Raw genomic sequence first — 24,855 nt, forward strand, 5'->3', positions numbered from 1 at the left:
GCTACATCGGCACCGAGACTCCGGACTTCGTCGACAACGAGATCGACCAGACCACGTTCGGCGAACTCGATGAGTGAGACCAGATGAGTGAGACAAGTACGCGAGAAGAGTTCGATTCGCTGCTCGCCGGGCATCGTGTGGTGCCGGTGATCCGTGAGCTGTTCGCCGACGGGGAGACCCCGGTGGGCATCTTCCGCAAGCTCGCCAAGGGCACGCCGGGCACCTTCTTGCTCGAATCGGCGGAGCAGGGCGGCATCTGGTCGCGCTACTCGTTCGTCGGGGCGTCGAGTTTCGGCGTCTTGACCCAGGTCGACGGCGAGGCGGTCTGGCTCGACTACGGCATCGACGAGGCCAGGGCGCTCGGCACGGACTTCAGCCGGGCACCGCTGGAGGCACTCGGCCATCTCTACGAGCGCTGGGGCACCGCCCACGTGCCCGGACATCCGCCCCTCACCGGCGGTCTGGTCGGGTTTATCGGGTGGGAGGCGATCCGGCAGATCGAGAGCCTGCCGAACATCCCTCCGGCCGACTTCGCCATTCCTGGCCAGGCGTTCAGCTTCGTCTCCGAGCTGGTCGTGCTCGATCATCGCACCGGCGCGGTGCTGCTGATCGCCACCGCCCTCAACGACGGGGTCGACGACGCCGCGCAGCTGTGGGCCGGCGCGCAGTCCCGTCTCGACGACATGCAGCGTCGCCTGGCCGAACCGTCGGAGGCGTGGCTGGCCGAGGTCGACCTCACCGTCGCGCCGAGCCCGACCCCGCGCATCCTACCCGCCGAGTACCAGGCGGCGGTGGAGCGCTCGAAGGACTTCATCCGCGACGGCGACGTCTTCCAGGTCGTGATCTCCCAGCGCTTCGACCACGAGGCGACGGCCGACCCGATCGACGTCTACCGGGTGCTGCGCACGCTCAACCCCAGCCCGTACATGTACCTGCTGTCGCTGGAAGATGCGGCGGGCGAGCCGTACTGGATTGTCGGCTCCTCGCCCGAGGCGCTGGTCAAGGTCGAGAACGACCACGTCTACATGCATCCGATCGCCGGTTCCCGCCCCCGCGGGCAGAACCCGGAGGAGGACCTCGCCCTGAGCGACGAACTTCTCGGTGACCCGAAAGAGCGCGCAGAGCACCTGATGCTCGTCGACCTGGCTCGCAACGACCTGTCCAAGGTCTGCGTCGCCGGTTCGGTCGAGGTCACCGAATTCATGCGGGTGGAGCGATTCAGCCACATCATGCACCTGGTCTCCTCGGTCGAGGGTGACCTCCGGCCCGATGCCAACTCGATCGACGTGTTTCGCGCGACCTTCCCTGCCGGCACCCTGTCGGGCGCGCCGAAGCCGCGGGCGCTGGAGATCATCGACGAGTTGGAGGTCGCCCAGCGCGGACTCTACGGGGGAGTGGTTGGCTACTTCGGCTTCGCTGGCGACCTCGACCTCGCCATCGCCATCCGCACGACGACGATTGCCCGCGGGGTCGCCCGAGTGCAGGCCGGGGCAGGGCTCGTCGCCGACTCCGACCCCCTCTCCGAGCACCAGGAGACCCAGAACAAGGCGGCGGCGCCCCTGCGCGCGGTGGCCGTGGCCAACGCGATGAAGCGGGTCGGGTCATGACCCCGCGCAGACTCAAGTCGTTCACCATGCTCGCCGGCGTGGTGCTGAGCGGTCTGACCATCCTCACCTGGACCGGCCAGTGGTTCGCTCTCACCATCGACGGCAATGCCGCCACCCAGAGTCACCTGAGTGCTGCGGGGGATGTCGCGGCTCCCGCCCTGGTCACCCTCGCGCTTGCCGGTCTCGCGCTGGTCGGCGCGCTCGCGATCGCCGGACCCCTCATCCGCTACGTGCTGGGGGCCGTGCAGACCCTGCTCGGCATCACCGTCGTGCTGTCGGCCGTGTCCGCCCTGCGCGATCCGATCGCGGCATCCGCGTCACTCATCACGGGGGCGACCGGGGTGAGCGGGGCCGCACCGGTGGCGGCTCTGGTGCGCAGCGTCACCGTGACGGCATGGCCCGCGGTCACCATCGTCGTCGGTGCGCTGGTCACTCTGCTCGGGGTCTTTCTGTTGATCACCGGCCGCCTCTGGCCGGCATCGTCGCGCAAGTACCAGACCGTGCGGCTCGAGGCGCAGAAGCCGGGGGAGAACCCCGCAGCCGACTGGGACAGCCTGAGCGACGGTACCGATCCGACCGGTGACGATGCGGCCTGGAACGACCCGACGCCGGATGGCCCAGCCGGGGCCGCCCCGACGAGCGACGATCCGTCGTCACGCTAGACTTTCTACCGACCAAGCACGAAGGAGAAAACCCAGTGAGCGACGAATTCCACGAGCCCGGCGAAGGCAACTCGCCCGCCGCCTGGACCGCTGTAATCATCATGCTCGTGGGCTTCGCCATCGGCACCCTGGCCTTTTTCCTGCAGCTGCCGATCCTTGTCTGGTCTGCTGCAGGACTCGTTGTCGTCGGATTCTTCGTCGGCGTTATCCTGAGCAAAATGGGCTACGGCGTATACGGCCCCAAGTACACCGCCAAGCACGACAAGTAGGTGCTCTCCGACCTCCTCGCCGGGTCCCTGGAGGACGCGGCCGCACGCCAGTCGCTCCGCCCGCTCGCCGAGGTCGAGGTCGAGGCCCTCGCCCGCACCCCGGCGCTCGACGCGCTAGCAGCGTTGGCGCCGACCGACCGGGTGAAGATCATCGCCGAGGTCAAGCGTGCGAGCCCCTCCCGCGGCCCACTCGCCGAGATCGCCGACCCGGCAGCCCTGGCGACGCAGTACGAACTGGGTGGTGCGAGCGCGATCAGCGTGCTCACTGAACAGCGCCGCTTCGGCGGGTCGCTCGCCGACCTCGAGGCGGTGCGGGCATCCGTCTCCATCCCGGTGTTACGCAAAGACTTCATCGGTGAGCCGTACCAGGTGTTCGAGGCCCGTGCCGCGGGCGCCGACCTGGTGCTGCTCATCGTGGCTGCCCTCGATCAGCCCCGACTCGCGTCGTTGCACGAACTCATCCGCGAACTCGGGATGACCGCGCTGGTCGAGACCCACAGTGCAGACGAGCTGGCCAGGGCCATCGATATCGACGCACGCCTGGTGGGCGTCAACGCCCGCAATCTGAGCACCTTCGAGCTCGACCCCGACCTGTTCGGGGCGTTGGCCGACCACATCCCGGCCGGCGTCATCCGTGTGGCGGAGTCTGCGGTGAAAAACGCCGACGATGTCGCTCACTACCGCGCTGCCGGTGCGGATGTCGTGCTGGTCGGCGAGGCGCTGGTCACGGGCGGCGATCCCCGGCGCACCCTCGCCGACTTCCTGGCCGTCTGACGTCGTTATGCCGGCGCGAGTACCCTTCGCGTACGGCCCGAGAGGAACAGCATGAGCAACCCGAATGACGTCACCCATCTGAGGAACAACGCCGGACCGTTCTTCGGCGAGTACGGCGGTCGCTTCATGCCGGAGTCGCTGATCAAGGCGATCGACGAGCTCGCCGCGGCGTACGAGCAGACGAAGACCGACCCGCTGTTTCAGGCGGAGCTGGCTGAGCTGCACCGCACCTACACCGGGCGACCCTCGATCATCACGGAGGTGCCGCGCTTTGCGAAGCACGCCGGCGGGGCCCGCATCATCCTCAAGCGTGAGGATCTCAACCACACCGGCTCGCACAAGATCAACAACGTGCTCGGCCAGGCGCTGCTCACGCGCAAGATCGGCAAGAAGCGCGTGATCGCCGAGACTGGCGCCGGTCAGCACGGTGTTGCCACCGCGACCGCGGCCGCCCTGTTCGGCCTGGAGTGCACCATCTTCATGGGCGAGGTCGACACCCAGCGCCAGGCCCTCAACGTGGCCAGGATGCGGCTGCTGGGCGCCGAGGTCGTCTCGGTGACGACCGGCTCCCGCACCCTCAAAGACGCCATCAACGAGGCGTACCGCGAGTGGGTGACGTCGGTGGAGACCACCAACTACATCTTCGGTACCGCGGCGGGCCCGCATCCGTTCCCCGCCATGGTGCGCGATTTCCAGAAGATCATCGGCGAAGAGGCGCGGCAGCAGGTGCTCGACCTCACCGGCCGGCTCCCGGATGCCGTGGCCGCCTGTGTGGGCGGCGGATCGAACGCGATCGGCATCTTCCACGCCTTCCTCGACGACCCCAGCGTCAAGCTCTACGGCTACGAGGCGGCGGGCGATGGGGTGGACACCGACCGCAACGCCGCGTCCATCGAGCGCGGTCGCCCGGGCATCCTGCACGGCGCCCGCAGCTACCTTCTGCAGGACGAGGACGGACAGACCATCGAGTCCCATTCGATCTCGGCCGGCCTCGACTACCCGGGTGTGGGGCCAGAGCACGCCTACCTCAACGACATCGGCCGTGCCACTTACCTGCCGGCGACGGACACCGAGGCGATGGATGCCCTGCGCCTGCTCAGCCAAACCGAGGGAATCATCCCGGCGATCGAGTCGGCGCACGCCCTCGCCGGTGCCCTGAAGCTCGGTCGGGAGATGGGGCCCGAGGCGATCATCCTGGTCAACCTCAGCGGCCGTGGCGACAAGGACGTGCAGACCGCTGGCGCCTGGTTCGATCTGTTCGACGAGGGAGCTCGCCAAGAATGACCAACACCGCTGTGAGCACCGTATCTTCGACCATCGCCGCGCGTCGCGACGCCGGTTCCGGTGCCCTGATCGGGTATCTGCCGGTCGGCTTTCCCGATCTGCCCACCAGCATCGATGCCGCGGTCGCGCTGGTCGAGAACGGGGTGGACATTCTCGAACTCGGTCTGCCGTACTCCGATCCGGTCATGGACGGCCTGGTCATCCAGCAGGCGACTCAGACGGCGTTGAAGGCCGGGTTTCGAACCCGCGACGTGTTCGCGGCGGTGGAGGGCATCCGTTCCCGCGTCGATGCACCGGTGCTGGTCATGACCTACTGGAATCCCGTGATGCAGTACGGCGTCGATCGCTTCGCCGACGCGCTGCGCAATGCCGGGGGCGCGGGCCTGATCACTCCAGACATCACACCGGACTCCGCCGGCGACTGGGTGGCGACGAGCGAGCGAACCGGTCTCGACCGGGTCTTCCTCGCGGCGCCGTCCTCGACGGATGCCCGCATCGCCGACACCGTCGCGGCCAGTCGGGGCTTCGTCTACGCCGTCTCCACCATGGGGATAACCGGCGCCCGTCAGGACGTCGACGCCGCCGCCCGCACGCTGGTCGCGCGGCTCAAAGCCGACGGCGCCGAGAATGCGTGTGTCGGCATCGGCATCTCCACCGGCGAACAGGTGGCCCAGGTCATCGAGTACGCGGACGGCGCGATCGTCGGCTCGGCGCTCGTGAAAGCCCTCGCCGAGGGGGGAGTGTCCGGCGTCGCCGCGGCAGCATCCGGCCTGAGTCGCGGGTTGTACGCTTAGCTAGTTCCTCGGTGGCTCTAGCCGCCGAGCTCCCCGCGTGACACGCACTCCGCACGAAAGGCAACCAGCCCCTTGGTCCTCCCCGCAAGCATCCCCAGCCCGAACGACGCCTGGCAGGTATTCAACCTCGGGCAGTGGTTCCGCGACCTCGGTTGGACCTCCTTCGGCCTCGACATCAACCTTCGTGCCTCGACGGGGTTCATCATCCTCGGCCTGATCATCGCGCTGGCCGTGACCTCCCGCCGCCTCACCACGCGCGGGGCCGAGCCGGGCATCGTCGTCGACGTCGCCATCTGGGCAATCCCGCTCGGCATCGTCTTCGGTCGTCTCGTGCACGTGGCGTTGCACCCCGATGTCTACTTCAGCGCGGGCAGCCGGGCGTGGAGCTGGGCATTCGTCTGGGAGGGCGGCGTCTCGATCTGGGGCGTGCTGCTCGGCGGACTGATCGGTGTGGCCATCGGGAGCAGGCTCGCGGGTCTGCGCACCTCGACCTTCCTCGACCTGGCGGTGCCCGGCATCCTGATCGGCACCATCGGTGAACGCATCGGCGACTGGTTCGAGCACGACTACTTCGGCACGCCCACTAGCGCGCCATGGGGCGTGCAGATCCCCTCGGACGATCCGAGCTTTCCGGTCGGCCTTCCCGATTCCACGATCTTCCAGCCGAACTTCCTGTACGAGATCGTCTGGGCGCTGGTCGGCCTGGCGCTGATCACGGCGATCGCCAAGAAGTTCGAGCTGCAGTGGGGCAAGGTGTTCGGCCTCTACCTGGTCTGGTACGGCCTCGGTCGCAGCTGGTTCGAGTCCCTGCGCATCGACCCGAGCCTCTATCTCGCCGGTCTCCGGGTAAACATCTGGATCGGCTGGGGCGTCGCGATCATCGGCCTCATCGTTCTCATGGTCGCCTCACGTCGCCACACCGGCACCGAGCCGAGCGTGTACGTGGCCGGTCGCGAGTACATTCCCACCGCTGAGGTACACTCTGAAGACACCTATTCGGACACCGACGAAGACGCTATGTCTTCGGCAGGCAATGACGCCACGGTCGACACCACAGACACCGAATCGGTCAAGGCCACACGGTCCGTCACAAGCGGGGCTGGCACGAAGTAACGGATAGCCGGGTTCCTCGGTCCGTCGCTTGAATCCCGGGCCGCTGCAGTCCCACACGCTCCCAAAGTCTCGTGAGGACGGTAACTACATGGCTCTCACGCCACCCTTTTCCCGGTTCAGTGTCGCCCCTGGGGCAACCGGGCTGTACGACCCTGCTCGCGAGAAAGATGCGTGCGGTCTGGCCATGGTCGCCACCCTTCGTGGCACCGCCGGTCACGACATCATCGACGCCGCTCTCGGTGCCCTGCGTAACCTCGAACATCGCGGCGCGATCGGGTCGGATGCCGGAACCGGTGACGGCGCCGGAATCGTCACCCAGATCCCGGATGACTTCCTCCGCGCGGTCGCGGGCGTCGAGCTCCCTGCGGTGGGCCAGTACGTCGTCGGAACCGCATTCCTCCCCGTCGACCGGGCCGAGCGCGAGGCCATCAAGGCCGGCATCGAAGCCCTTGCAGCGCAAGAGAAGCTCCACGTTCTCGGGTGGCGCGATGTTCCGGTGCGTCCCGAGGTTCTCGGCAATCTCGCCCGCGAGGCGATGCCCGCCTTCGAACAGCTCTTTCTCACGTCGACACTGTCGACCGACGACTCCCCGGTGGAGGGCATCGCGCTCGACCGTCAGGCGTACCGCCTGCGCAAGCGCGCCGAGCGCGAGCTCGAGGTCTATTTCCCGTCGCTGAGCAGCCGCACCCTCGTATACAAGGGAATGGTCACGACGCTCCAGCTAGAGCCGTTCTACCCGGACCTCTCCGACGAGCGTTTCGCCTCCAAGCTCGCGCTGGTGCACTCGCGCTACTCGACGAACACCTTCCCGTCCTGGCCGCTCGCCCAGCCGTTCCGCATGATCGCCCACAACGGCGAGATCAACACGGTGCAGGGCAACCGCAACTGGATGCGGGCCCGCCAGTCCCAGCTGGAGTCCGCCGTTCTCGGCGACCTCTCGCCGCTCTTCCCGATCGTCACGCCCGGTGCGAGCGACTCGGCCTCCTTCGACGAGGTCGTCGAGCTGCTCAACCTCGGCGGTCGGTCGCTCCCGCACGCCATGATGATGATGGTGCCGGAGGCCTACGAGAACCAGCCAGACCTCGAGCAGGCCCGCCGCGACTTCTACGAGTACCACGCGATGATGATGGAGCCATGGGACGGCCCGGCCGCCCTGGTCTTCACCGACGGCTCCCTGGTCGGAGCGACCCTGGACCGCAATGGTCTCCGCCCCGGCCGCTACCTGGTGACCGATGACGGGCTGGTCGTGCTCGCCAGTGAGATCGGCGTGCTGCAGATCGATCCCGCCCGCGTGGTGCGCAAGGGTCGCCTGCGCCCCGGCAAGATGTTCCTCGTCGACACCGAGGCCGGTCGCATCGTCGAAGACGAGGAGATCAAGCGCGAGCTCGCCGAGTCGGAGCCGTGGGGCGAGTGGCTCGACGGTGGTCGCATCAACCTCAAGGACCTGCCGGAGCGCGAGCACATCGTGCACACCCCGGCATCGGTCACGCGACGTCAGCGCACCTTCGGGTACACCGAAGAAGAGGTGCGCATTCTCATCAAGCCGATGGCGGAGAAGGGCGCGGAGCCACTCGGCGCCATGGGGTCCGACACCCCGATCGCCGTGCTCAGCGACCGTCCGCGCTTGCTGTTCGACTACTTCACCCAGCAGTTCGCCCAGGTGACGAACCCGCCGCTGGACAGCATCCGTGAAGAGGTCGTCACGTCGCTGAAGCTGGGCCTTGGACCGGAGCGCAACCTGCTCGACGCGACGCCGGAGCATGCGCGCCAGGTCATCCTCGACTTCCCGGTGATCGACAACGACGAGCTGGCCAAGATCCAGCACATCGCCCCCAAGGGCAGCCGGCTCGGCTTCCAGCCGACCCACACCATCAAGGGTCTCTACCGCGCCGACCAGGGCCCGAAGGCCATGGAGCAGCGCATCGCCGCCATGTGTGACGAGGCGGATCGCGCCATCGACGAGGGCGCGCTGTTCCTGGTGCTCTCCGACCGCGACTCCACCAAGGAGATGGCACCGGTGCCGTCCCTGTTGATGCTCGCGGCCGTGCATCACCACCTCATCCGCAAAGAAAACCGGATGAAGGTCGGCCTGATCGTCGAGGCCGGTGACGTTCGCGAGGTGCACCATGTCGCTTTGCTTGTCGGCTACGGTGCGTCTGCGATCAACCCGTACCTCGCGATGGAGTCCGCAGAAGAACTGGTCCGAAGCGGCCTGCTGCAGGGGGTCACGCCAGAGAAGGCGGTCAAGAACCTGATCAAGGCGCTCGGCAAGGGCGTGCTGAAGATCATGTCGAAGATGGGGATCTCCGTCGTCGGCTCCTACGCCGGAGCTCAGGCCTTCGAGGCCGTCGGCCTCGACCAGGAATTCGTCACCCAGTACTTCACCGGCACCTCCAGCCTGCTCGGCGGTGTCGGCATCGACGTCATCGCGGCGGAGAGCGCGGCGCGTCACAGCGCTGCATACCCGGAGGACGGCGCAGTCAGCGCTCACGAGCGCCTCGCCACCGGCGGGGAGTACCAGTGGCGTCGCGACGGGCCGCCGCACCTGTTCAGCCCAGACACCGTGTTCCGCCTGCAGCACGCGACCCGGTCTCGCCGCTATGACATCTTCCGCGAGTACACCAGGCTCGTCGACGACCAGTCGCAGTCGCTCATGACCATGCGCGGGCTGTTCGAGTTCAAGAAGGGGCTGCGCTCGGCCGTTCCGATCGACGAGGTCGAGTCCGTCGCATCCATCGTGACGCGCTTCTCGACGGGGGCGATGAGCTACGGCTCGATCAGCGCCGAAGCACACGAGACGCTCGCCATCGCCATGAACAGCATCGGCGGCAAGAGCAACACCGGCGAGGGCGGCGAAGACACCGCCAGACTGCTCGATCCCACCCGGCGCAGTGCGATCAAGCAGGTCGCGTCGGGACGGTTCGGCGTGACGAGCATGTACCTGACCCACGCCGACGATATCCAGATCAAGATGGCGCAGGGTGCCAAGCCCGGCGAGGGCGGCCAACTGCCCCCGGGCAAGGTCTACCCGTGGATCGCGCGCACCCGCCACGCCACCGCAGGCGTCGGCCTTATCTCGCCGCCGCCGCATCACGACATCTATTCGATCGAAGACCTGAAGCAGCTCATCTTCGATCTCAAGCGTGCCAACCCCGAGGCCCGCGTTCACGTCAAGCTGGTGAGCCAGTCGGGAATCGGCGCGGTCGCCACTGGTGTCACCAAGGCACTCGCGGATGTCGTGCTGGTCTCCGGTCACGACGGCGGAACCGGTGCGAGCCCGCTCAACTCGCTCAAGCACGCCGGCACGCCCTGGGAGCTCGGCCTCGCCGAGACCCAGCAGACCTTGATGCTCAACGGTATGCGCGGTCGCGTGGTGGTGCAGGTCGACGGTCAGATGAAGACCGGTCGTGACGTGGTCGTCGCGGCGCTGCTCGGGGCCGAGGAGTACGGCTTCGCCACGGCGCCGCTCGTGGTCTCCGGCTGCATTCTGATGCGCGTCTGCCACCTCGACACCTGCCCGGTAGGCGTCGCCACCCAGAATCCCGAACTCCGTTCACGCTTCACTGGCAAGCCCGAGTTCGTGGTCAACTTCTTCGAGTTCCTCGCCCAAGAGGTGCGCGAGTACCTCGCCGAGCTCGGTTTCCGCTCCATCGAGGAGGCGATCGGCCACTCCGAGGTGCTGGATGCCACCGGCGCGATCGATCATTGGAAGGCCGACGGTCTCGACCTGGCACCCATCCTCGACGGTCCTGTCTTCGGCGACGACGAGCCGAGACGCAACGTCAGCAGCCAGGACCACGAACTCGACAAGCACTTCGACGTCGAGCTCATCCGCCAGAGTGCCGCCGCACTGGCTGACCGCACGCCGGTCTCCATCGACCTGCCGATCCGCAACACCGAGCGTGCCGTCGGCACGATGCTCGGCCACGAGGTGACGGTCAGGCACGGCGAGAACGGTCTGCCGACCGGCACCATCCAGGTGAATCTCACCGGGACCGCCGGGCAGTCGTTCGGCGCGTTCCTTCCGAGCGGTATCTCGCTGCGCTTGGTCGGAGACAGCAACGACTACGTCGGAAAAGGCCTCTGTGGCGGGCAGATCGTCGTCACGCCGGACGCCGCCAGCGGCTTCCCCGCGGAGAACAACGTGATCGCCGGCAATGTCATCGGGTACGGCGCGACCCAGGGCAGCATGTTCCTGCGGGGCATCGTCGGCGAGCGGTTCCTGGTGCGCAATTCCGGCGCGACCGCGATCGTCGAGGGTGTTGGCGACCACGCGCTTGAATACATGACCGGCGGCCTGGCGCTCATCCTCGGTGAGACCGGACGCAACCTCGGCGCCGGCATGTCTGGCGGCACGGCGTACGTCTACGATTTGAAGCGCGAGCGAGTCAACCGCGACTCGCTCGACTCGGGCGAACTCGAGTTGTCGCCTCTTGGTGCCGGTGACATCGAAATCGTCACCGATCTGCTGCGTCAGCACGTGGCGCAAACCGACTCCGCCGTGGCGGAGCGGATGCTGCAGAACCTCGACGAGACCATGTCTCGCTTCGTGAAGGTGCTGCCCCGCGACTACGCGGCGGTGCTCGCCACCCGAGCAACCGCCGTCGAAGAAGGATTGGACCCGGATGGCGATGTCGTCTGGAGCCGGATCATGGAGGTAACCGGTGGCTGACCCGAAAGGCTTCCTGAAGACCCGCGAGCGGCAGACGCCCGCCCGTCGGCCCGTCGCTCTGCGACTGATGGACTGGAAAGAGGTCTATGAGCAGGGTGACGCGGCTACGACCCGTAAGCAGGCCGGCCGCTGCATGGATTGCGGGATCCCGTTCTGCCACCACGGCTGCCCGCTCGGCAACCTGATTCCGGAGTGGAACGATCTCACCTGGCGTGGCGAAGGTCGCCAGGCGATCGAGCGGTTGCACGCCACCAACAACTTCCCCGAGTTCACCGGGCGACTGTGCCCGGCACCGTGCGAGTCGTCGTGCGTGCTGGCGATCAACCAGCCCGCCGTGACGATCAAGCAGGTCGAGGTCTCGATCATCGATCAGGCCTGGGCCAACGACTGGGTCGATCCGCATCCTCCGGAGCGTCTCACGGGCAAGACGGTCGCCGTCGTCGGGTCGGGCCCGGCCGGTCTCGCCGCCGCTCAGCAGCTCACCCGTGCCGGTCATACCGTTGCGGTGTTCGAGCGCGATGACCGCATCGGCGGCCTGCTGCGATACGGCATCCCGGACTTCAAGATGGAGAAGAAGCACCTCGAGAACCGGCTGCGGCAGATGCAGGCCGAGGGCACGCGCTTCCGGGCAAACGTAACCATCGGCACGGACATCAGCTGGGATGACCTGCGCGCCCGTTACGACGCTGTTGTGGTCGCCACCGGCGCTCTGGTGCCCCGCGACCTCCCGATCCCCGGACGTGACCTGCCCGGCGTACACTTCGCCATGGAGTACCTCGTGCAACAGAACCGCGTGGGTGCGGGCGACACGGTCGTCGACCAGATCAGCGCGGAAGGCAAGCACGTCGTGGTCCTCGGCGGTGGCGACACCGGTGCTGACTGCATCGGCACCGCACACCGTCAGGGTGCGCTGTCGGTCACCAACCTCGCCATCGGTACCCAGCCGCCGAGCGAGCGTCCCGAATCCCAGCCGTGGCCGATGTCCCCGACGCTCTTCGAGGTGTCGAGTGCCCACGAGGAGGGCGGCGAGCGGGTCTACCTGGCCTCCACCGTCGAATTCCTGTCGAACGAGATCGGCGAACTGCGGGCCATCCGCGTCGCCGAGACCGAATACCTCGACGGCCGTCGGGTGCCGAAGTCCGGCACCGAGCGCGAGATCCCGGCTGACCTGGTGCTGCTTGCGCTGGGCTTCACCGGCACAGAGGGGGAGCAGCTCGAGGAGCAGCTCCGCGTCGTCTCCGAGCGCGGTAACGTGCAGCGTGACGGCGATTACCAGACCAGCGAGTCTGGCGTCTTCGTGGCTGGCGATGCCGGCCGCGGACAGTCGCTGATCGTCTGGGCGATCGCCGAGGGCCGCGCTGCCGCGGCCGCCGTCGATCGCTTCCTTGAGGGCGACACCCAGCTGCCCTCGCCCGTACGGCCCACCGACCGGGCCATCTCGATCTGATCCATCCGGTGCCCGGCGATCCCGGGCGCAGCGAGAACAGAACCCCAACAGAAAGAAACGAATGAGACGCGCAAAGATCGTCGCGACCCTGGGCCCGGCAACGTCGAGCTATGAAAACATCAGGGCCATCATCGAGGCCGGCGTGGATGTCGCCCGCATGAACCTGAGCCACGGCAGCTACGACGTCCACGAGGAGGTGTACCGCAACGTGCGCCAGGCCAGCCTGGACACCGGCAAGGCGGTCGCCGTCATGGTGGACCTGCAGGGCCCCAAGATCCGCCTCGGCAAGTTCGCCGATGGACCGCACGACCTTGCGGTTGGCGACATCTTCAAGATCACCACCGAGGACATCCTGGGTACCAAGGAGATCTCCAGCACCACGTTCAAGGGTCTTCCCGGGGACGTCCGCCCCGGGGACGACCTGCTGATCAACGACGGCAAGGTCAAGCTGCGTGCGCTGTCGGTCGACGGCGAGGTCGTGACGACCGAGGTCGTCGTCGGTGGCGAGGTATCGAACAACAAGGGAATCAACCTTCCCGGCGTCGCGGTCAACGTTCCCGCGCTGTCCGAGAAGGATGAGGCCGACCTGCGCTGGGGCCTGCGCCTCGGTGCCGACCTCATCGCGATGTCGTTCGTTCGTAATGCCGAGGACGCCCTGCGTGCCCACGAGATCATGGCGGAGGAAGGCATTCGTCTTCCGATCATCGCCAAGGTCGAGAAGCCGCAGGCCGTCGACAACCTCGAGGCCATCATCGATGCCTTCGAAGGCATCATGGTCGCCCGTGGTGACCTCGGCGTCGAAATGCCGCTCGAGGCGGTCCCGATTGTGCAGAAGCACGCCATCGAGCTGTCGCGTCGTATGGCAAAGCCGGTCATCGTGGCGACGCAGATGCTCGAGTCGATGATCTCCAGCCCGATCCCGACCCGTGCAGAGACCTCGGATGTCGCCAACGCCGTCCTCGACGGCGCCGACGCGGTCATGCTGTCCGGCGAGACCAGCGTGGGGGAGTACCCCGTGATCACGGTCGCCACCATGGCGCGGATCGTCAAGTCCACCGAGGAGCACGGGCTGGAGCGCATCCCACCCCTCGGCACCAAGCCGCGCACCCAGGGCGGCGCGATCACTCTTGCGGCGGCCGAGGTCGCTGACTTCGTCGAGGCGAAATTCCTCTGCGTGTTCACCGAAAGCGGCGACTCGGTGCGTCGCATGTCGCGACTGCGTCACCGCATTCCGATCATCGCCTTCACGCCGGAGGAGCGCATCCGCAACCGCCTGGCATGGGTGTGGGGTACGGAGACCTACCGGGTCGAGCGCAAGACCCACACCGACGAACTGTTCGGGCAGGTCGACGACATCCTGATCGGCAACGACCGAGCCACCCTGGGCGAGAAGGTCGTCGTGATCGCCGGGTCCCCTCCCGGAATCTCTGGGGGCACGAACGACATGCGCGTGCACCGTGTGGGCGATGCTCACAACGCGGTCGCTCCGGCGTACGCGGCGGATTAGTCCCGGTACACAGGGTCCCGGCTCACAGAGTCAGCCCAAGCCAACGGCCCGGCACCCGAGAGGGTGCCGGGCCGTCGGCCTATTCCGGCGACTACCGTGCGCGGATCAGGAGTTGATGAAGTCGCCGGACCCGAACTGGTCGAACATCGGTGAGACGATCTGCACGAACGCGACCCCGCCGAGGATCAGCCCCAGCGCGGCAAGTGCGATCGCGACGATCATCGGCGCTAGTCCCCGCCCGGAGCGCCGCTTCACGATCACGGTGCGACCGATCACGTAGACCAGTACCCCGACGCTGGAGATGAGAGTGAAGAATGCCCACGGCCAGGGGAACGGGCGTTCGAAGCCGGTTGCTTTCAGTCGACGGTTGTCGAAGTAGGCGAGCACGATGACGGCAGCGTCGACGAGCCAGCCCAGGAGTGAGATCGCGAGTGTCGCTCCACCGCCCACGCCGAACCCCATTGCGCTGCCGCTCTCGCCGAGCCGAGCGTCCTGCAGCGCGGAACGGCCGATGGCGGCGTAGTTCACGGTGAGTGAGAGCGCGAGTGTGATCACCGGGAGCAGTACGAGAATCCAGATGAAGACGTTGTTCGCCGGGGTCGTGGCCGGAACGGTGTTGCGCGCTGGGGTGGCGGGCGCAGGCGGCATGGCCGCGGGCGCGCTGGGCTCCGTCACGTGATCCGACCACGCGGTGCCATCCCACCACCGCATCCGCGGCTCGCCGGTGTAGTCCGGGTACCACCCGGCCGGTGTCTGCACGCGCGGTGTCTGCGCGGGCGGAGTGTTGTCGGGCGAGGTCATGCGGCGGTCCCATCGTGGTCGTGGAGGCGACGGATCGACCCGACGCCCGGTTCACACGGTATACCGCTCACCCGCTGTCTGGTTGTCTGCTGGGAACGCGAGTCACCCGGGCCGCAGCGGCGTAGTCTCACCGTCACGCGAACGTGTGCCGCACACCTCTGCTTCTCGAGACGCGCGGCCGTTCTCACCGCTGAAGGAGCATCATGACCGACACCACCGAACTCTTCGACACGAGCACCGGCCCTGACGGCCGCACAATCAGCGACTGGACCGATCTTGGCCGCGAGATGTGGTCGTACCTCACCGGCCGCGGCGCCGCGGTCAACTACGAGTTCATCGACATGACCGTCGAGGTTCCGCGTGACATCGGGCCGGACGCGCCTCGCGCTACCTGGAAGCTGAACGGCACGCTCCGCGTCACGACCAGTGACGACGAGGCAGCCGGCTCCGACACCCATCGTTCGCCCGACGTCGCCTCCTAATGGTGGCGACGCGCTTCGACATCGAGCTGGAGTTCTCGCTCGAAGAGGCGGCGGGTGCAGCGGATGACGGCGAGCCGTCGAAACTGCTGACGGGAAGCATCACCGCTCACGGCTCCGAGGTACAGATCTACGCCAGTGATCCGGAACTCCTGATCTCGGGCCGCGCGCCGAAACTCACCGCACTCCGCGAGCTCGCGACGCAGATGGCCGAATTGGGGGTCTCGGTGACCCTCACGGGTCCGGCGGGCTACATCGCCGGAATGGGCGACGTGAAGTCGAGCCTGGTGCAACGCGCCATGACCGGGTCTCCGCACATCCGCCTCGGGGCTGCGACCGCGATTGCCCCGCTGCTGCGTGCCCGCCCGACCGCGTCGAGCATCTCTCTGCCGCCGTCGACGCCATTCCCTCTTGTTCCGACGGTAAGTCGGCGTCTGCGACGACGGGTGACGACCACGCACTACACGCCGGGCTCCGGCCGGCCTCGACTGATCTTCGTCGTCGGGTCTGAATACTGGGACGGCACCCCTCCTCGAGAATTCGAGCTTCTGCCTGGTGTCACCACGATCGGGTCTGACGAGAAGTGCGATCTTCGGCTTGACGGCCTGTTGCCGATGCACGCCGAGATCCGGCACGACGGTAACGATGAATATGTGCTCTACGCGCACGGTCCGATCGCGAGCAGTGCTGTTCGGGCTGTCGAGGGGCAAGGGCAGATCCTGCGCACCGGAGCTCGGCTAGAACTCGGCGACTGGCGGATGGCCTACTTTCGTGCCGAGTTCGCCGACCATGGGCGCCCTTTCGGCGGCAGAGTCGGTGGGGAACTTGCCCGCCAGAAGCCTCAGCCCGAACGACGGGTGCCGAAGAACTGAAACGGATGCCGTGGCCTGCGCCGCGGCATCCGTCTCGTTCTGACGTTCGTGCTTCTGCTGTTGTGCTGGTGTCGCCTGTGCCGGATGCGAGACTCGAACTCGCACGCCCTTTCGAGCAAAGCATTTTGAGTGCTCCGCGTCTGCCATTCCGCCAATCCGGCGCACGTGGACTCTGGTCAGAATACCGTAGGGTTGAGTGCGTGACCGACCAAGAAAATGCACCGCAAACCCCCCGCCGCGTTGTTGTGGCCGAAGACGAGTCGCTGATCCGGCTCGACATCGTCGAGACCCTGCGGGACAACGGGTTCGAGGTCGTCGGCGAGGCCGGCGATGGCGAGACCGCTGTCGCCCTCGCCACCGAGCTGCGCCCCGACCTCGTGATCATGGACGTGAAGATGCCGCTCCTCGACGGCATCTCGGCCGCCGAGCGTCTCACCAAGAACCACATCGCCCCGGTCGTGCTGCTCACCGCCTTCAGCCAGAAAGAGCTGGTCGAGCGCGCGACGGAGGCCGGCGCGCTGGCCTACGTGGTCAAGCCCTTCACCCCGAACGACCTGCTGCCGGCGATCGAGATCGCTCTCGCGCGGTACGCCCAGATCATCACGCTCGAGGCCGAGGTCACCGATCTGGTCGAGCGTTTCGAAACCCGCAAACTCGTCGACCGGGCCAAGGGTCTGCTCAACGAGAAGATGGGGCTGAGCGAGCCCGAGGCCTTCCGGTGGATTCAGAAGGCGTCGATGGACCGCCGCCTCACCATGCACGACGTCGCCCAGGCGATCATCGAGCAGCTCAGCGCGAAGAAGTAGCGCTCGCTCTCAGCAGCCTTTAGCGCGACGGCCGCGCCGCCAGAGACGGTCTTGCTGTGCCAGACGATTGCACTGTACCGGACGGTCGAATGGCAACCGGACACGCCGGATGAAATCGTCCGTTGTCGGCACTCCTGTAACCGTTCTGCAGGAGTTACTGAATCACGGGAACCTCGGGCGAGGGCGGCTCTCGCCGCGATATCTGACGGGCGCGATGGCGGGTAAAACAGTGCAGCCTGCCACACAGAGACTGCGCCCGGGCAGACAGCGCCCGGCGAAATGAGCGGCCCGCGAGTTTAGCGGTCGCGCAGCATGTTCGTCATGCGCACGGTCGAGAGCCGCCGGCCCTGTTCGTCGCGCATGACGATCTCGTGGGTCGCCAGCGTGCGGCCGAGGACGAGCGCCGTGCAGGTGCCGGTGACGATGCCCTCGGTGACGGAGCGGCTGTGCGTCGCGTTGATCTCGATGCCGACGGCGTAACGTCCCGGGCCGGCATGAATCGCCGAGGAGACTGAACCGAGGGACTCACCCAGCACCACGTGTGCTCCACCGTGCAGCAGGCCGATCACCTGGGTGTTGCCGTCCACCGGCATCGTCGCAACCGAGTGCTCCGCCGACAGTTCGAGAAACTCGATTCCCATCTTGCGAGCGAGCGAGCCGCCACCGGTGGTGACCAGGCGCTCGACGAGTTCTGGGTCGAGGTCGGCGGGAAAAGTGGTCACGGGCATCCTTGGAAATCGGTGGCTGGTGGAGGGCTTCGGCCTGTCAGAGGCCACCGTTAGGCTGGCTTCCGTGCCGGACAACGAAAAGCCTACCCTCCTCATTATCGACGGGCACTCGCTCGCATTCCGGGCTTTCTACGCCCTCCCGGTGGACAGTTTCCAGAACCGCGAAGGCCAGCACACTAACGCCATCCACGGCTTTATCTCGATGCTGCTCAACCTGGTCGCCAACGAGAAGCCCACCCACCTCGCCGTCGCCTTCGACATCTCGCGGTACTCCTTCCGTACCCGTGAATACCCGGAGTACAAGGGCACCCGCGGCGAGACCCCCGCCGAGTTCGTCGGGCAGATCCCGCTGCTCGAGGAGGCGCTGCACGCCATGGGCATTACGACGGTGACCAAGGAGGACTACGAGGCCGACGACATCCTGGCCACCCTTGCGAAGCGTGGTGCGGCCGAGGGGTACACCGTCTACGTGGTCTCCGGCGATCGTGATGCCATCCAGATGGTGACGGATGACGTCACCCTCCTGTATCCGAACGCCAGGGGCGTCTCCGAACTCAAGCGCTACGATCGCGACGCCGTGTTCGAGCGTTACGGCATCGAGCCGGCGCAGTATCCCGATGTCGCGGCCCTCGTGGGGGAGACCAGCGACAACCTGATCGGCATCGACAAGGTCGGTGAGAAGACGGCCGTCAAGTGGATCACCCAGTACGGCAGCCTCGACGAGGTTCTGGCGCACGCCGACGAGATCAAGGGCGTGGTGGGGGAGAAGCTGCGCGAACAGCAGGACCGCGCCATCCGTAATCGCAAGCTCAACCACCTGCTCACCGATGTCGCTCTGCCGGTCGGCCCCGACGACCTGCTGCGTCGTCCGCTCGACGAGGCCAAGGTGCGCGAAGTCTTTGACAAGCTGCAGTTCCGCACCCTGCTCGACCGCGTGCTCAAGCTCGCGGCAGCCGCGGGCGACGATGTGTCGACCGCGAAGGCCGGTGAGGGCTCGGCCCAGCCGGGCTCGGAGATCCCCGTGGTTCGCACCCTCGTCGACGAGGAGCTGGGCTTGTGGCTCACCACTGCATCTGGTCACGGCACGAAGCCACTCGGGCTGCAGCTCGAGGTGGGTGTCGACGGCCTGACCGGCTTCGGCATCGCCTCGGCCGATGACAGCGTCTACGTACCGTGGGCTCATGGCCGACTCGACTACGTCGACCTCGCTGATTGGCTGGCGGGCGACTCGCCGAAATTCGTCTTCGACTACAAGCCGATGCTGAAGACGCTGGCCGCGGCCGACCTCGAACTCGGCGGAGTGGTGTTCGACACCACTCTGGCCGCCTGGCTGCTGAAGCCCGGGGGGCACGACCAGAACCTGGCCGCGCAGGTCTACACCCACCTGGGCGAGCACCTGGCCGAGCCCGACCCCAATCAGCTGGTGCCCGAGGCCGACGCCGTGAGTCCAGCGACCGAGGCCTGGTACGTGCTGCGTCTCTGCGAGTATCTGAACGAGCGACTGGACGAGGGCTCGCGTCGCGTGCTGTCCGACCTCGAACTGCCGCTGATTCCCGTGATCAACCGCATGGAGACCACTGGCATCACGGTCGATGCCGACATTCTCGCCGGACTCAACACTCAGCTCGGTGCCACCGCGATGGACCTGGCCTCCCGCGCCTACGCCGAGATCGGCCGCGAGGTGAACCTCGGCTCGCCCAAACAGCTGCAGCAGGTGTTGTTCGAGGAGCTGCAGATGCCCAAGACCCGGGCAAACAAGACCGGATACTCGACGGATGCGGCGTCCCTCGCCGACCTCCAGGCGCAGAACCCGCACCCCTTCCTCGACCTGCTCCTGCAGCACCGCGACGCCACCAAACTGCGGCAGATCGTGGAGACGCTGGAGAAGTCGATCGCTCCCGATCACCGCATCCACACGCGGTACGACCAGACCGGTACCAGCACGGGCCGGATCTCCTCGACCGAGCCGAACCTGCAGAACATCCCGGTGCGTGCCGAGGTCGGGCGGGAGATCCGCTCCGCGTTCATCTGCGGCCCCGAGTTCGACACGCTGCTGACCGCCGACTATTCGCAAATCGAGATGCGCGTCATGGCGCACCTCTCCGGCGACGCCGGGCTGATCGAAGCCTTCCACTCCGGGGAGGACCTGCACCGCTTCGTCGGCTCGCGCGTCTTCGGGGTCGACCCGGCGGATGTGAGCAACGCCATGCGCACCAAGGTGAAGGCGATGTCGTACGGGCTGGCATACGGCCTGAGCCCGTTCGGTCTCTCCAAACAGCTGCGCATCGAGGTGAGCGAGGCCAAGCAGCTGATCGCGGACTACTTCACCCGCTTCGGCGCGGTACGCGACTACCTCCGCGGCGTTGTCGAGCAGGCTCGCGAAGACGGCTACACCGAGACGATCATGGGCCGCCGGCGACCGTTCGGCGACCTCACGTCGTCGAACCGGGTGCTGCGGGAGAACGCGGAGCGGCAGGCGCTGAACGCGCCGATCCAGGGGTCGGCCGCGGACATCCTGAAGGTGGCGATGCTGGGCGTCGACGCCGACATCCGCGATCGGGGTCTCGACTCCCGCATGCTCTTGCAGGTGCACGACGAACTGGTGTTCGAGGTCGCCCACGGCGAGTTGGACGAGCTCACCGAGATCGTGGTGGATCGGATGGGCGGAGCGGCCGACCTGGCCGTGCCGCTGACCGTGCAGGTCGGAACCGGCCCCAACTGGGACGCGGCGGCGCACTGATCATGGCGCGACTCGAAGGTCCCCTGGCCGAGCTGATCGACGCCCGCTCGATCCGTCTCGACGAGCACGCGGTCGACCGGTTCGACGCCGTGCGGAGGGCGGGTGAAGCGCTCCTCGAGGTCGGTGCGGTCGGCGAGCTGTACATCGACGCCATGATCGAACGTGAGGCGAGTGTGTCGACGTTCGTCGGCGAGGGCTTCGCCTTTCCACACGCCACCCGGTCGGCGGCCGGCGATGTCGACCACGATGCGCTCGTGGTTCTGCGCTTTCCTGACGGGGTCGACTGGGACGGCGAGAGGGTGTTCGTCTGCATCGGCATTGCTGCTCGGGGTCGCGGCTACATCGGGCTGCTGTCTCGCCTGGCGACGCTCCTGCTCGATCCACGGCGGGCCGCGGCGCTGCGGTCGGCGACGTCACCGGCCGAGGTCTACGCGCTTCTCGGGTAGTGTGCTCCGAAACTCCCTCGCCCGATGCGGCGCGGTGAGCTCACCCGAGAGTCGTACCGCCGAAAGCGAGCATCGCATGCCCGACCGTACCGTCGTCGTCGCCTCCAGCGTCGGCCTCCATGCTCGCCCAGCCTCGCTGTTCTGCCAGGCGGTCGCGCGAATCGGTGTGCCGGTGCTGCTGACCGGAGCGAGCGGCCGCAGCGTCAACGCCGCGAGCATCCTCGGCGTGCTGTCCCTGGGGATCGGGCCTGGCGAGTCGGTAACTCTGGAGGCCGACGGGGAGCGGGCCGAGATCGCTCTCGACGAGCTCGTCGCGTTGCTCAGCGTCGACCTGGACCTCGAATAGCGTTCATTCGCAATAGGCTCGGTGCATGACTGAAGCTTTCGGAGCGCACCAGATTCGCACCCCCACCGCCGTCGACGCCGTCGCTGAGAAATGGGTCGAGACCGAGCTCGACCTGTTTCCCGAGTACCGGGTCTACATCGGCCGCCCCGGCCACGAGGGGGAGTACTCCGATTACTCACCGGCGGGAGCGGAGCGCGCCGTCGAGGCCGTGCGTTCTGCCCTCGCGGAGGTTCAGGCGACGACGCCGGTCGACGCGATCGACGAGGTCACCAAGATGGACCTCGCCCGCGAGCTGCAGCTCTCGATCGACAAGCACGAGGCAGGCTTCAACCAGCGCAACCTCAACGTGATCGCGAGCCCGGCCCAGGAACTCCGCGACATCTTCGACCTGGTGCCCACGGCATCCGTCGACGACTGGAGCAATGTCGCTAAGCGATTGCACAACCTCCCCGAGGCGATGGACGGCTATATCGAGACGCTGCGGAGCGGCATCGCCAACGGCAACGTCCCCGCGATACGCCAGGTGAAAGAGATCATCACTCAGGCCAATAAGCAGGTTGCCGACTCCGGGTTCTTCTTCCAGCTGGCGGCGAACGCGAACGGCCGTCTCGAGGCGGGGTCGCTGCCAGACTCGCTGCAGAGCGACCTCGACGCGGGCGCGCAGGCCTCGGCGAACGCGTACCAGAAGCTCTCCGACTTCCTCCGCACCGAACTCGCCCAGCACGCTCCGGAGAAGGATGCCGTCGGTCGCGAGATCTACTCGCTCGCCTCTCGGGACTTTCTCGGCGCCGTCGTCGACCTCGACGAGACCTACGAGTGGGGCATCGAGGAACTCGCCCGCATGACCTCCGAGCAGGAGGCGATCGCCCGCGAGATCACGCCTGGCGCCACCGTCGCCGAGGCCATCGCCTATCTCGACCAGGATCCGAGCCGAAAGCTGCACGGCACCGAGGCTCTGCAGCGCTGGATGCAGGAGACCAGCGACCGCGCCGTCGACGAGCTGTCGAAGACCCACTTCGACATCCCGGAAGAGGTCAAGAGCCTGGTCTGCATGATCGCCCCTACCCAGGAGGGTGGCATCTACTACACCGGCCCGACCGACGACTTCTCCCGCCCCGGCCAGATGTGGTGGAGCGTGCCGGAGGGCGTCACCGAGTTCGACACCTGGCGTGAGCTCACCACGGTCTACCACGAGGGTGTGCCCGGCCATCACCTGCAGATCGGCCAGGCCGTCTACAACAAGGCTCAGTTGAACACCTGGCGCCGCAATGCGGGCACCTCCGGCCACGCCGAAGGCTGGGCGCTCTATGCGGAGCGCCTGATGGAGCAGCTCGGCTACCTCGACGACCCGGCCGACCGCCTCGGCATGCTCGATGGTCAGCGGATGCGCGCGGCCCGCGTCGTGCTCGACATCGGCGTACACCTCGAGAAGCAACTGCCAGACGGCTCGGGCCCGTGGACCGGCGACTACGCCTTCGGCTTCCTCGGCGAGAACGTCAACATGAGCCGTGAGTTCGTGCGCTTCGAGGTCAACCGGTACCTCGGCTGGCCCGGTCAGGCACCCTCGTACAAGGTCGGCCAGCGCATCTGGGAGCAGTTGCGGGATGAGTATGCACGGCGCGAGGGCGCGGCATTCGACATCCGTGCGTTCCATAAAAAGGCGCTGGATATCGGCGGCGTCGGACTCGACACCCTGCGTTCGGCCCTTCTCACCCCGGCCAGGTAGGGCGTTGGCTCGACAGAACACGACCCGTCTCACCGGTTCGAACACCGCTCCTTCGCCCTATGAACTCGTGCTCGGCGACGAGCTCGACGCTCTTCATCCCCGACTGAGGGCATATTTCGATGGCATCCCCGACGGCTCCACCGGCGTCGGTTCCGGCGTCTTCGAGCGGGTAGGGACGCCCCGGCTGTGGCTCTGGCCGGTGCTTTGGCTGCTCGAGCGGGAGGGCGTGCTCTTTCCCGTCTGGAGCGCGCGCGTGCCATTCACCGTGCGCAATTGTCCGGTGATCGATGCCGCGGGAAACACCGCGGTGCTGGCCTCGCGGGAATTCCGGTTCAGCGCCAGGCGCCCCTTCGGCCGCGACCGGGAGATGACGGATGCCATCACGGCCGAGCGCGGGCGGCTCGTCGATCACCTCGGCACCCAGCGACGGTACGCGGCACGCCTGCGGGCGGAGGTCGTCGATGGCGAGCTGCACCTGGTGTCGACCCGGGTCTCGGTGCGATTCGGCCGGTTCGCGATTCCGATCCCGACGTCGATCGCGCCGGTGGTCCGCCTGGTCGAGCGGTTCGATGCGAAGTCCGGCCTGCAGCACGTCTCGGTCGTCGTCGAGTCGCCCCGGCTCGGGCGGCTCTACGAATACGCGGGCTCGTTCAGCTACAGCGTCGTTCCGGGAGCGTGGTGAACGGATGCCCGAACACATCGTCATCGCGGGTGGCTCCGGGTTCATCGGGCAGTACCTCGCGCGCGCCTTCCGCGCCGACGGCGCCATAGTGCGCACTATCGGTCGTTCCGGCTCCACCGCGACCTGGGGTGACACCGCCGCGATCACCGATCTCCTGGACGGCGCCGACCTGCTGATCAACCTGGCGGGGAAGAGCGTCAACTGCCGCTACACGCCGGAGAATCGAGCCGAGATCCTGCGATCACGGGTCGAGACCACCCGAGAGCTGGCCGAGGCGATCGCTGACTGCGAGCATCCGCCGCCGCTCTGGATCAACTCGTCGACAGCGACGATCTACCGCCACGCCGAGGATCGCCCGATGACGTAGTCGTCCGGTGAGATCGGCACCGGATTCTCGGTCTCGGTCGCCGAGGCGTGGGAGCGGGAGTTGTACGCCCGCGACCTGCCGGGCACCAGGAGGGTCGCCGTGCGGATGGCGATCGTGCTCGGCGACGGCAGTGCGCTCACGCCGCTGCTGCGGCTCGCTCGCGTCGGTCTCGGCGGCCCACAGCTCGACGGCGGCTGGTTCGCCACCGCGGCCGGGCGTGCTGCCGGCACATTCCACGAGTTCCGCGCGCGGGACGGACGCCAGCGCTTCAGCTGGATCCACATCGCCGATGTGCTCGGAATCATCCGCTTCCTCCGCACCCGCCCCGACCTCGACGGGGCGATCAACGTGTCGTCGCCGAACCCGTCAGACAGTCGCACACTGATGGCGACCATCCGTCGGGTGCTCGGGATGCCGATCGGGCTGCCAGCCCCGCGGTGGATGCTCGAGATCGGCTCCGCGGTCATCAAGACCGAGACCGAGCTGGTGTTGAAGAGCCGGTGGGTGCTCCCGGAACGCCTGGTCGAGGCCGGCTACGCGTTCGAGTTTCCCGAGCTGGAGCCGGCCATCCGAGACATCGTGACGGCGAAACAACCCGCCTGAGACTCGGTGGCGACCCACCCCGCGAAGACGCTAAGCTAGAACGTCACGTTTGTGACATCCCATCCGCTGCCGTGCGCGGAACATTATCTTCTCCACCCTCTGCGCCGGCCTGAATAATGCCTCAACCGAG

20 protein-coding genes, 1 tRNA gene and 1 pseudogene are annotated in these 24,855 nt (G+C 67.1%); 19 read left to right on the forward strand and 3 right to left on the reverse strand.

Going from position 1 to position 24,855, the window contains the following annotated elements; all coding sequences use genetic code 11:
* The first annotated feature begins 83 nt into the window (after positions 1 to 83).
* The 10 genes from IV501_RS04110 to pyk all read left to right on the forward strand — a co-directional run bounded on the left by IV501_RS04110 (position 84) and on the right by pyk (position 14,129).
* Positions 84 to 1,607: an anthranilate synthase component I gene (locus tag IV501_RS04110; protein WP_200555101.1), complete on the forward strand. Its 1,524-nt coding sequence runs from the start codon at positions 84 to 86 to the stop codon at positions 1,605 to 1,607.
* Positions 1,604 to 2,269: a Trp biosynthesis-associated membrane protein gene (locus tag IV501_RS04115; RefSeq protein WP_200555102.1), complete on the forward strand. Its 666-nt coding sequence runs from the start codon at positions 1,604 to 1,606 to the stop codon at positions 2,267 to 2,269. Before IV501_RS04110 ends, IV501_RS04115 begins: the two co-directional genes overlap by 4 nt.
* A 35-nt stretch (positions 2,270 to 2,304) precedes the next feature.
* Positions 2,305 to 2,538 (forward strand): DUF6704 family protein, encoded by a 234-nt coding sequence (locus IV501_RS04120; RefSeq protein ID WP_200555103.1) that lies wholly within the window; start codon positions 2,305 to 2,307, stop codon positions 2,536 to 2,538.
* Positions 2,539 to 3,312, forward strand: a complete 774-nt coding sequence (trpC, locus tag IV501_RS04125) for an indole-3-glycerol phosphate synthase TrpC (protein ID WP_200555104.1) — start codon at positions 2,539 to 2,541, stop codon at positions 3,310 to 3,312. It abuts the gene before it with no gap.
* Between the two features lie 51 nt (positions 3,313 to 3,363).
* Complete coding sequence (gene trpB, locus IV501_RS04130; RefSeq protein WP_200555105.1) at positions 3,364 to 4,596, forward strand: tryptophan synthase subunit beta; 1,233 nt, start codon at positions 3,364 to 3,366, stop codon at positions 4,594 to 4,596.
* Positions 4,593 to 5,390, forward strand: a complete 798-nt coding sequence (trpA, locus tag IV501_RS04135) for a tryptophan synthase subunit alpha (protein WP_200555106.1) — start codon at positions 4,593 to 4,595, stop codon at positions 5,388 to 5,390. The genes trpB and trpA overlap by 4 nt, the downstream gene beginning before the upstream one ends.
* Positions 5,391 to 5,462: 72 nt before the next feature.
* The gene (locus IV501_RS04140; RefSeq protein WP_200555107.1) at positions 5,463 to 6,503 is read left to right on the forward strand and encodes a prolipoprotein diacylglyceryl transferase; all 1,041 of its coding nucleotides are present in this window, start codon (positions 5,463 to 5,465) and stop codon (positions 6,501 to 6,503) included.
* 88 nt (positions 6,504 to 6,591) lie between these two features.
* Entirely contained in the window at positions 6,592 to 11,175 is a 4,584-nt protein-coding gene (gene gltB / locus IV501_RS04145; protein WP_200555108.1) for a glutamate synthase large subunit, read from the forward strand.
* Positions 11,168 to 12,622, forward strand: a complete 1,455-nt coding sequence (locus IV501_RS04150) for a glutamate synthase subunit beta (protein ID WP_200555109.1) — start codon at positions 11,168 to 11,170, stop codon at positions 12,620 to 12,622. The genes gltB and IV501_RS04150 overlap by 8 nt, the downstream gene beginning before the upstream one ends.
* Before the next feature lie 61 nt (positions 12,623 to 12,683).
* The gene (gene pyk, locus IV501_RS04155) at positions 12,684 to 14,129 is read left to right on the forward strand and encodes a pyruvate kinase (RefSeq protein WP_200555110.1); all 1,446 of its coding nucleotides are present in this window, start codon (positions 12,684 to 12,686) and stop codon (positions 14,127 to 14,129) included.
* A gap of 105 nt (positions 14,130 to 14,234) precedes the next feature.
* Here the strand turns inward: pyk and IV501_RS04160 are convergent, their stop codons facing one another.
* The gene (locus tag IV501_RS04160; RefSeq protein ID WP_200555111.1) at positions 14,235 to 14,930 is read right to left on the reverse strand and encodes a DUF2510 domain-containing protein; all 696 of its coding nucleotides are present in this window, start codon (positions 14,928 to 14,930) and stop codon (positions 14,235 to 14,237) included.
* Between the two features lie 203 nt (positions 14,931 to 15,133).
* On the opposite strand from IV501_RS04160, the gene IV501_RS04165 reads away from it, so the two are divergent.
* Both IV501_RS04165 and IV501_RS04170 read left to right on the forward strand, forming a co-directional pair.
* Positions 15,134 to 15,412 carry a hypothetical protein gene (locus tag IV501_RS04165; RefSeq protein ID WP_200555112.1) on the forward strand — a complete coding sequence of 93 codons (279 nt, stop codon included), beginning with the start codon at positions 15,134 to 15,136 and terminating at the stop codon, positions 15,410 to 15,412.
* A complete protein-coding gene (locus IV501_RS04170; protein ID WP_200555113.1) occupies positions 15,412 to 16,281 on the forward strand; it encodes an FHA domain-containing protein in 870 nt (289 codons plus the stop codon). Before IV501_RS04165 ends, IV501_RS04170 begins: the two co-directional genes overlap by 1 nt.
* A 78-nt stretch (positions 16,282 to 16,359) precedes the next feature.
* On the opposite strand, the gene IV501_RS04175 is transcribed toward IV501_RS04170, so the two are convergent.
* Positions 16,360 to 16,442 (reverse strand) — tRNA-Leu (locus tag IV501_RS04175).
* A 39-nt stretch (positions 16,443 to 16,481) separates the two neighbouring features.
* On the opposite strand from IV501_RS04175, the gene IV501_RS04180 reads away from it, so the two are divergent.
* Positions 16,482 to 17,087: an ANTAR domain-containing response regulator gene (locus tag IV501_RS04180; RefSeq protein WP_200555114.1), complete on the forward strand. Its 606-nt coding sequence runs from the start codon at positions 16,482 to 16,484 to the stop codon at positions 17,085 to 17,087.
* Between the two features lie 296 nt (positions 17,088 to 17,383).
* On the opposite strand, the gene IV501_RS04185 is transcribed toward IV501_RS04180, so the two are convergent.
* Positions 17,384 to 17,815: a hotdog fold thioesterase gene (locus tag IV501_RS04185; protein WP_200555115.1), complete on the reverse strand. Its 432-nt coding sequence runs from the start codon at positions 17,813 to 17,815 to the stop codon at positions 17,384 to 17,386.
* A gap of 64 nt (positions 17,816 to 17,879) precedes the next feature.
* Here IV501_RS04185 and polA point away from each other — a divergent pair, with 64 nt between their 5' ends.
* The 6 genes and pseudogenes from polA (at position 17,880) to IV501_RS04215 (ending at position 24,725) form a co-directional block, all read left to right on the forward strand.
* Positions 17,880 to 20,555 carry a DNA polymerase I gene (gene polA / locus IV501_RS04190; protein ID WP_200555116.1) on the forward strand — a complete coding sequence of 892 codons (2,676 nt, stop codon included), beginning with the start codon at positions 17,880 to 17,882 and terminating at the stop codon, positions 20,553 to 20,555.
* A gap of 2 nt (positions 20,556 to 20,557) precedes the next feature.
* Positions 20,558 to 21,001: a PTS mannitol transporter subunit IIA gene (locus tag IV501_RS04195; protein ID WP_200555117.1), complete on the forward strand. Its 444-nt coding sequence runs from the start codon at positions 20,558 to 20,560 to the stop codon at positions 20,999 to 21,001.
* A gap of 76 nt (positions 21,002 to 21,077) precedes the next feature.
* Complete coding sequence (locus IV501_RS04200; protein WP_200555118.1) at positions 21,078 to 21,347, forward strand: HPr family phosphocarrier protein; 270 nt, start codon at positions 21,078 to 21,080, stop codon at positions 21,345 to 21,347.
* Between the two features lie 25 nt (positions 21,348 to 21,372).
* Positions 21,373 to 23,073, forward strand: a complete 1,701-nt coding sequence (locus tag IV501_RS04205; RefSeq protein WP_200555119.1) for a DUF885 domain-containing protein — start codon at positions 21,373 to 21,375, stop codon at positions 23,071 to 23,073.
* Between the two features lie 4 nt (positions 23,074 to 23,077).
* Complete coding sequence (locus IV501_RS04210) at positions 23,078 to 23,755, forward strand: DUF4166 domain-containing protein (protein ID WP_234698111.1); 678 nt, start codon at positions 23,078 to 23,080, stop codon at positions 23,753 to 23,755.
* Positions 23,756 to 23,759: 4 nt separating this feature from the next.
* A pseudogene (locus IV501_RS04215) lies at positions 23,760 to 24,725 on the forward strand (epimerase).
* Positions 24,726 to 24,855 lie beyond the last annotated feature (130 nt).

Origin of the sequence: Lacisediminihabitans changchengi (assembly GCF_016634425.1) — a bacterium.
Taxonomy (GTDB): Bacteria; Actinomycetota; Actinomycetes; order Actinomycetales; family Microbacteriaceae; genus Lacisediminihabitans; species Lacisediminihabitans changchengi.

Bases quoted from the DNA above. Each gene is read 5' to 3' on its own strand.
- IV501_RS04110 (WP_200555101.1), top strand. From the start codon at position 84: ATGAGTGAGACAAGTACGCGAGAAGAGTTCGATTCGCTGCTCGCCGGG.
- IV501_RS04115 (WP_200555102.1), top strand. From the start codon at position 1,604: ATGACCCCGCGCAGACTCAAGTCGTTCACCATGCTCGCCGGCGTGGTG.
- trpB (WP_200555105.1), top strand. From the start codon at position 3,364: ATGAGCAACCCGAATGACGTCACCCATCTGAGGAACAACGCCGGACCG.
- trpA (WP_200555106.1), top strand. From the start codon at position 4,593: ATGACCAACACCGCTGTGAGCACCGTATCTTCGACCATCGCCGCGCGT.
- gltB (WP_200555108.1), top strand. From the start codon at position 6,592: ATGGCTCTCACGCCACCCTTTTCCCGGTTCAGTGTCGCCCCTGGGGCA.
- pyk (WP_200555110.1), top strand. From the start codon at position 12,684: ATGAGACGCGCAAAGATCGTCGCGACCCTGGGCCCGGCAACGTCGAGC.
- IV501_RS04160 (WP_200555111.1), bottom strand. From the start codon at position 14,930: ATGACCTCGCCCGACAACACTCCGCCCGCGCAGACACCGCGCGTGCAG.
- IV501_RS04165 (WP_200555112.1), top strand. From the start codon at position 15,134: ATGACCGACACCACCGAACTCTTCGACACGAGCACCGGCCCTGACGGC.
- IV501_RS04170 (WP_200555113.1), top strand. From the start codon at position 15,412: ATGGTGGCGACGCGCTTCGACATCGAGCTGGAGTTCTCGCTCGAAGAG.
- IV501_RS04185 (WP_200555115.1), bottom strand. From the start codon at position 17,815: ATGCCCGTGACCACTTTTCCCGCCGACCTCGACCCAGAACTCGTCGAG.
- IV501_RS04195 (WP_200555117.1), top strand. From the start codon at position 20,558: ATGGCGCGACTCGAAGGTCCCCTGGCCGAGCTGATCGACGCCCGCTCG.
- IV501_RS04200 (WP_200555118.1), top strand. From the start codon at position 21,078: ATGCCCGACCGTACCGTCGTCGTCGCCTCCAGCGTCGGCCTCCATGCT.
- IV501_RS04205 (WP_200555119.1), top strand. From the start codon at position 21,373: ATGACTGAAGCTTTCGGAGCGCACCAGATTCGCACCCCCACCGCCGTC.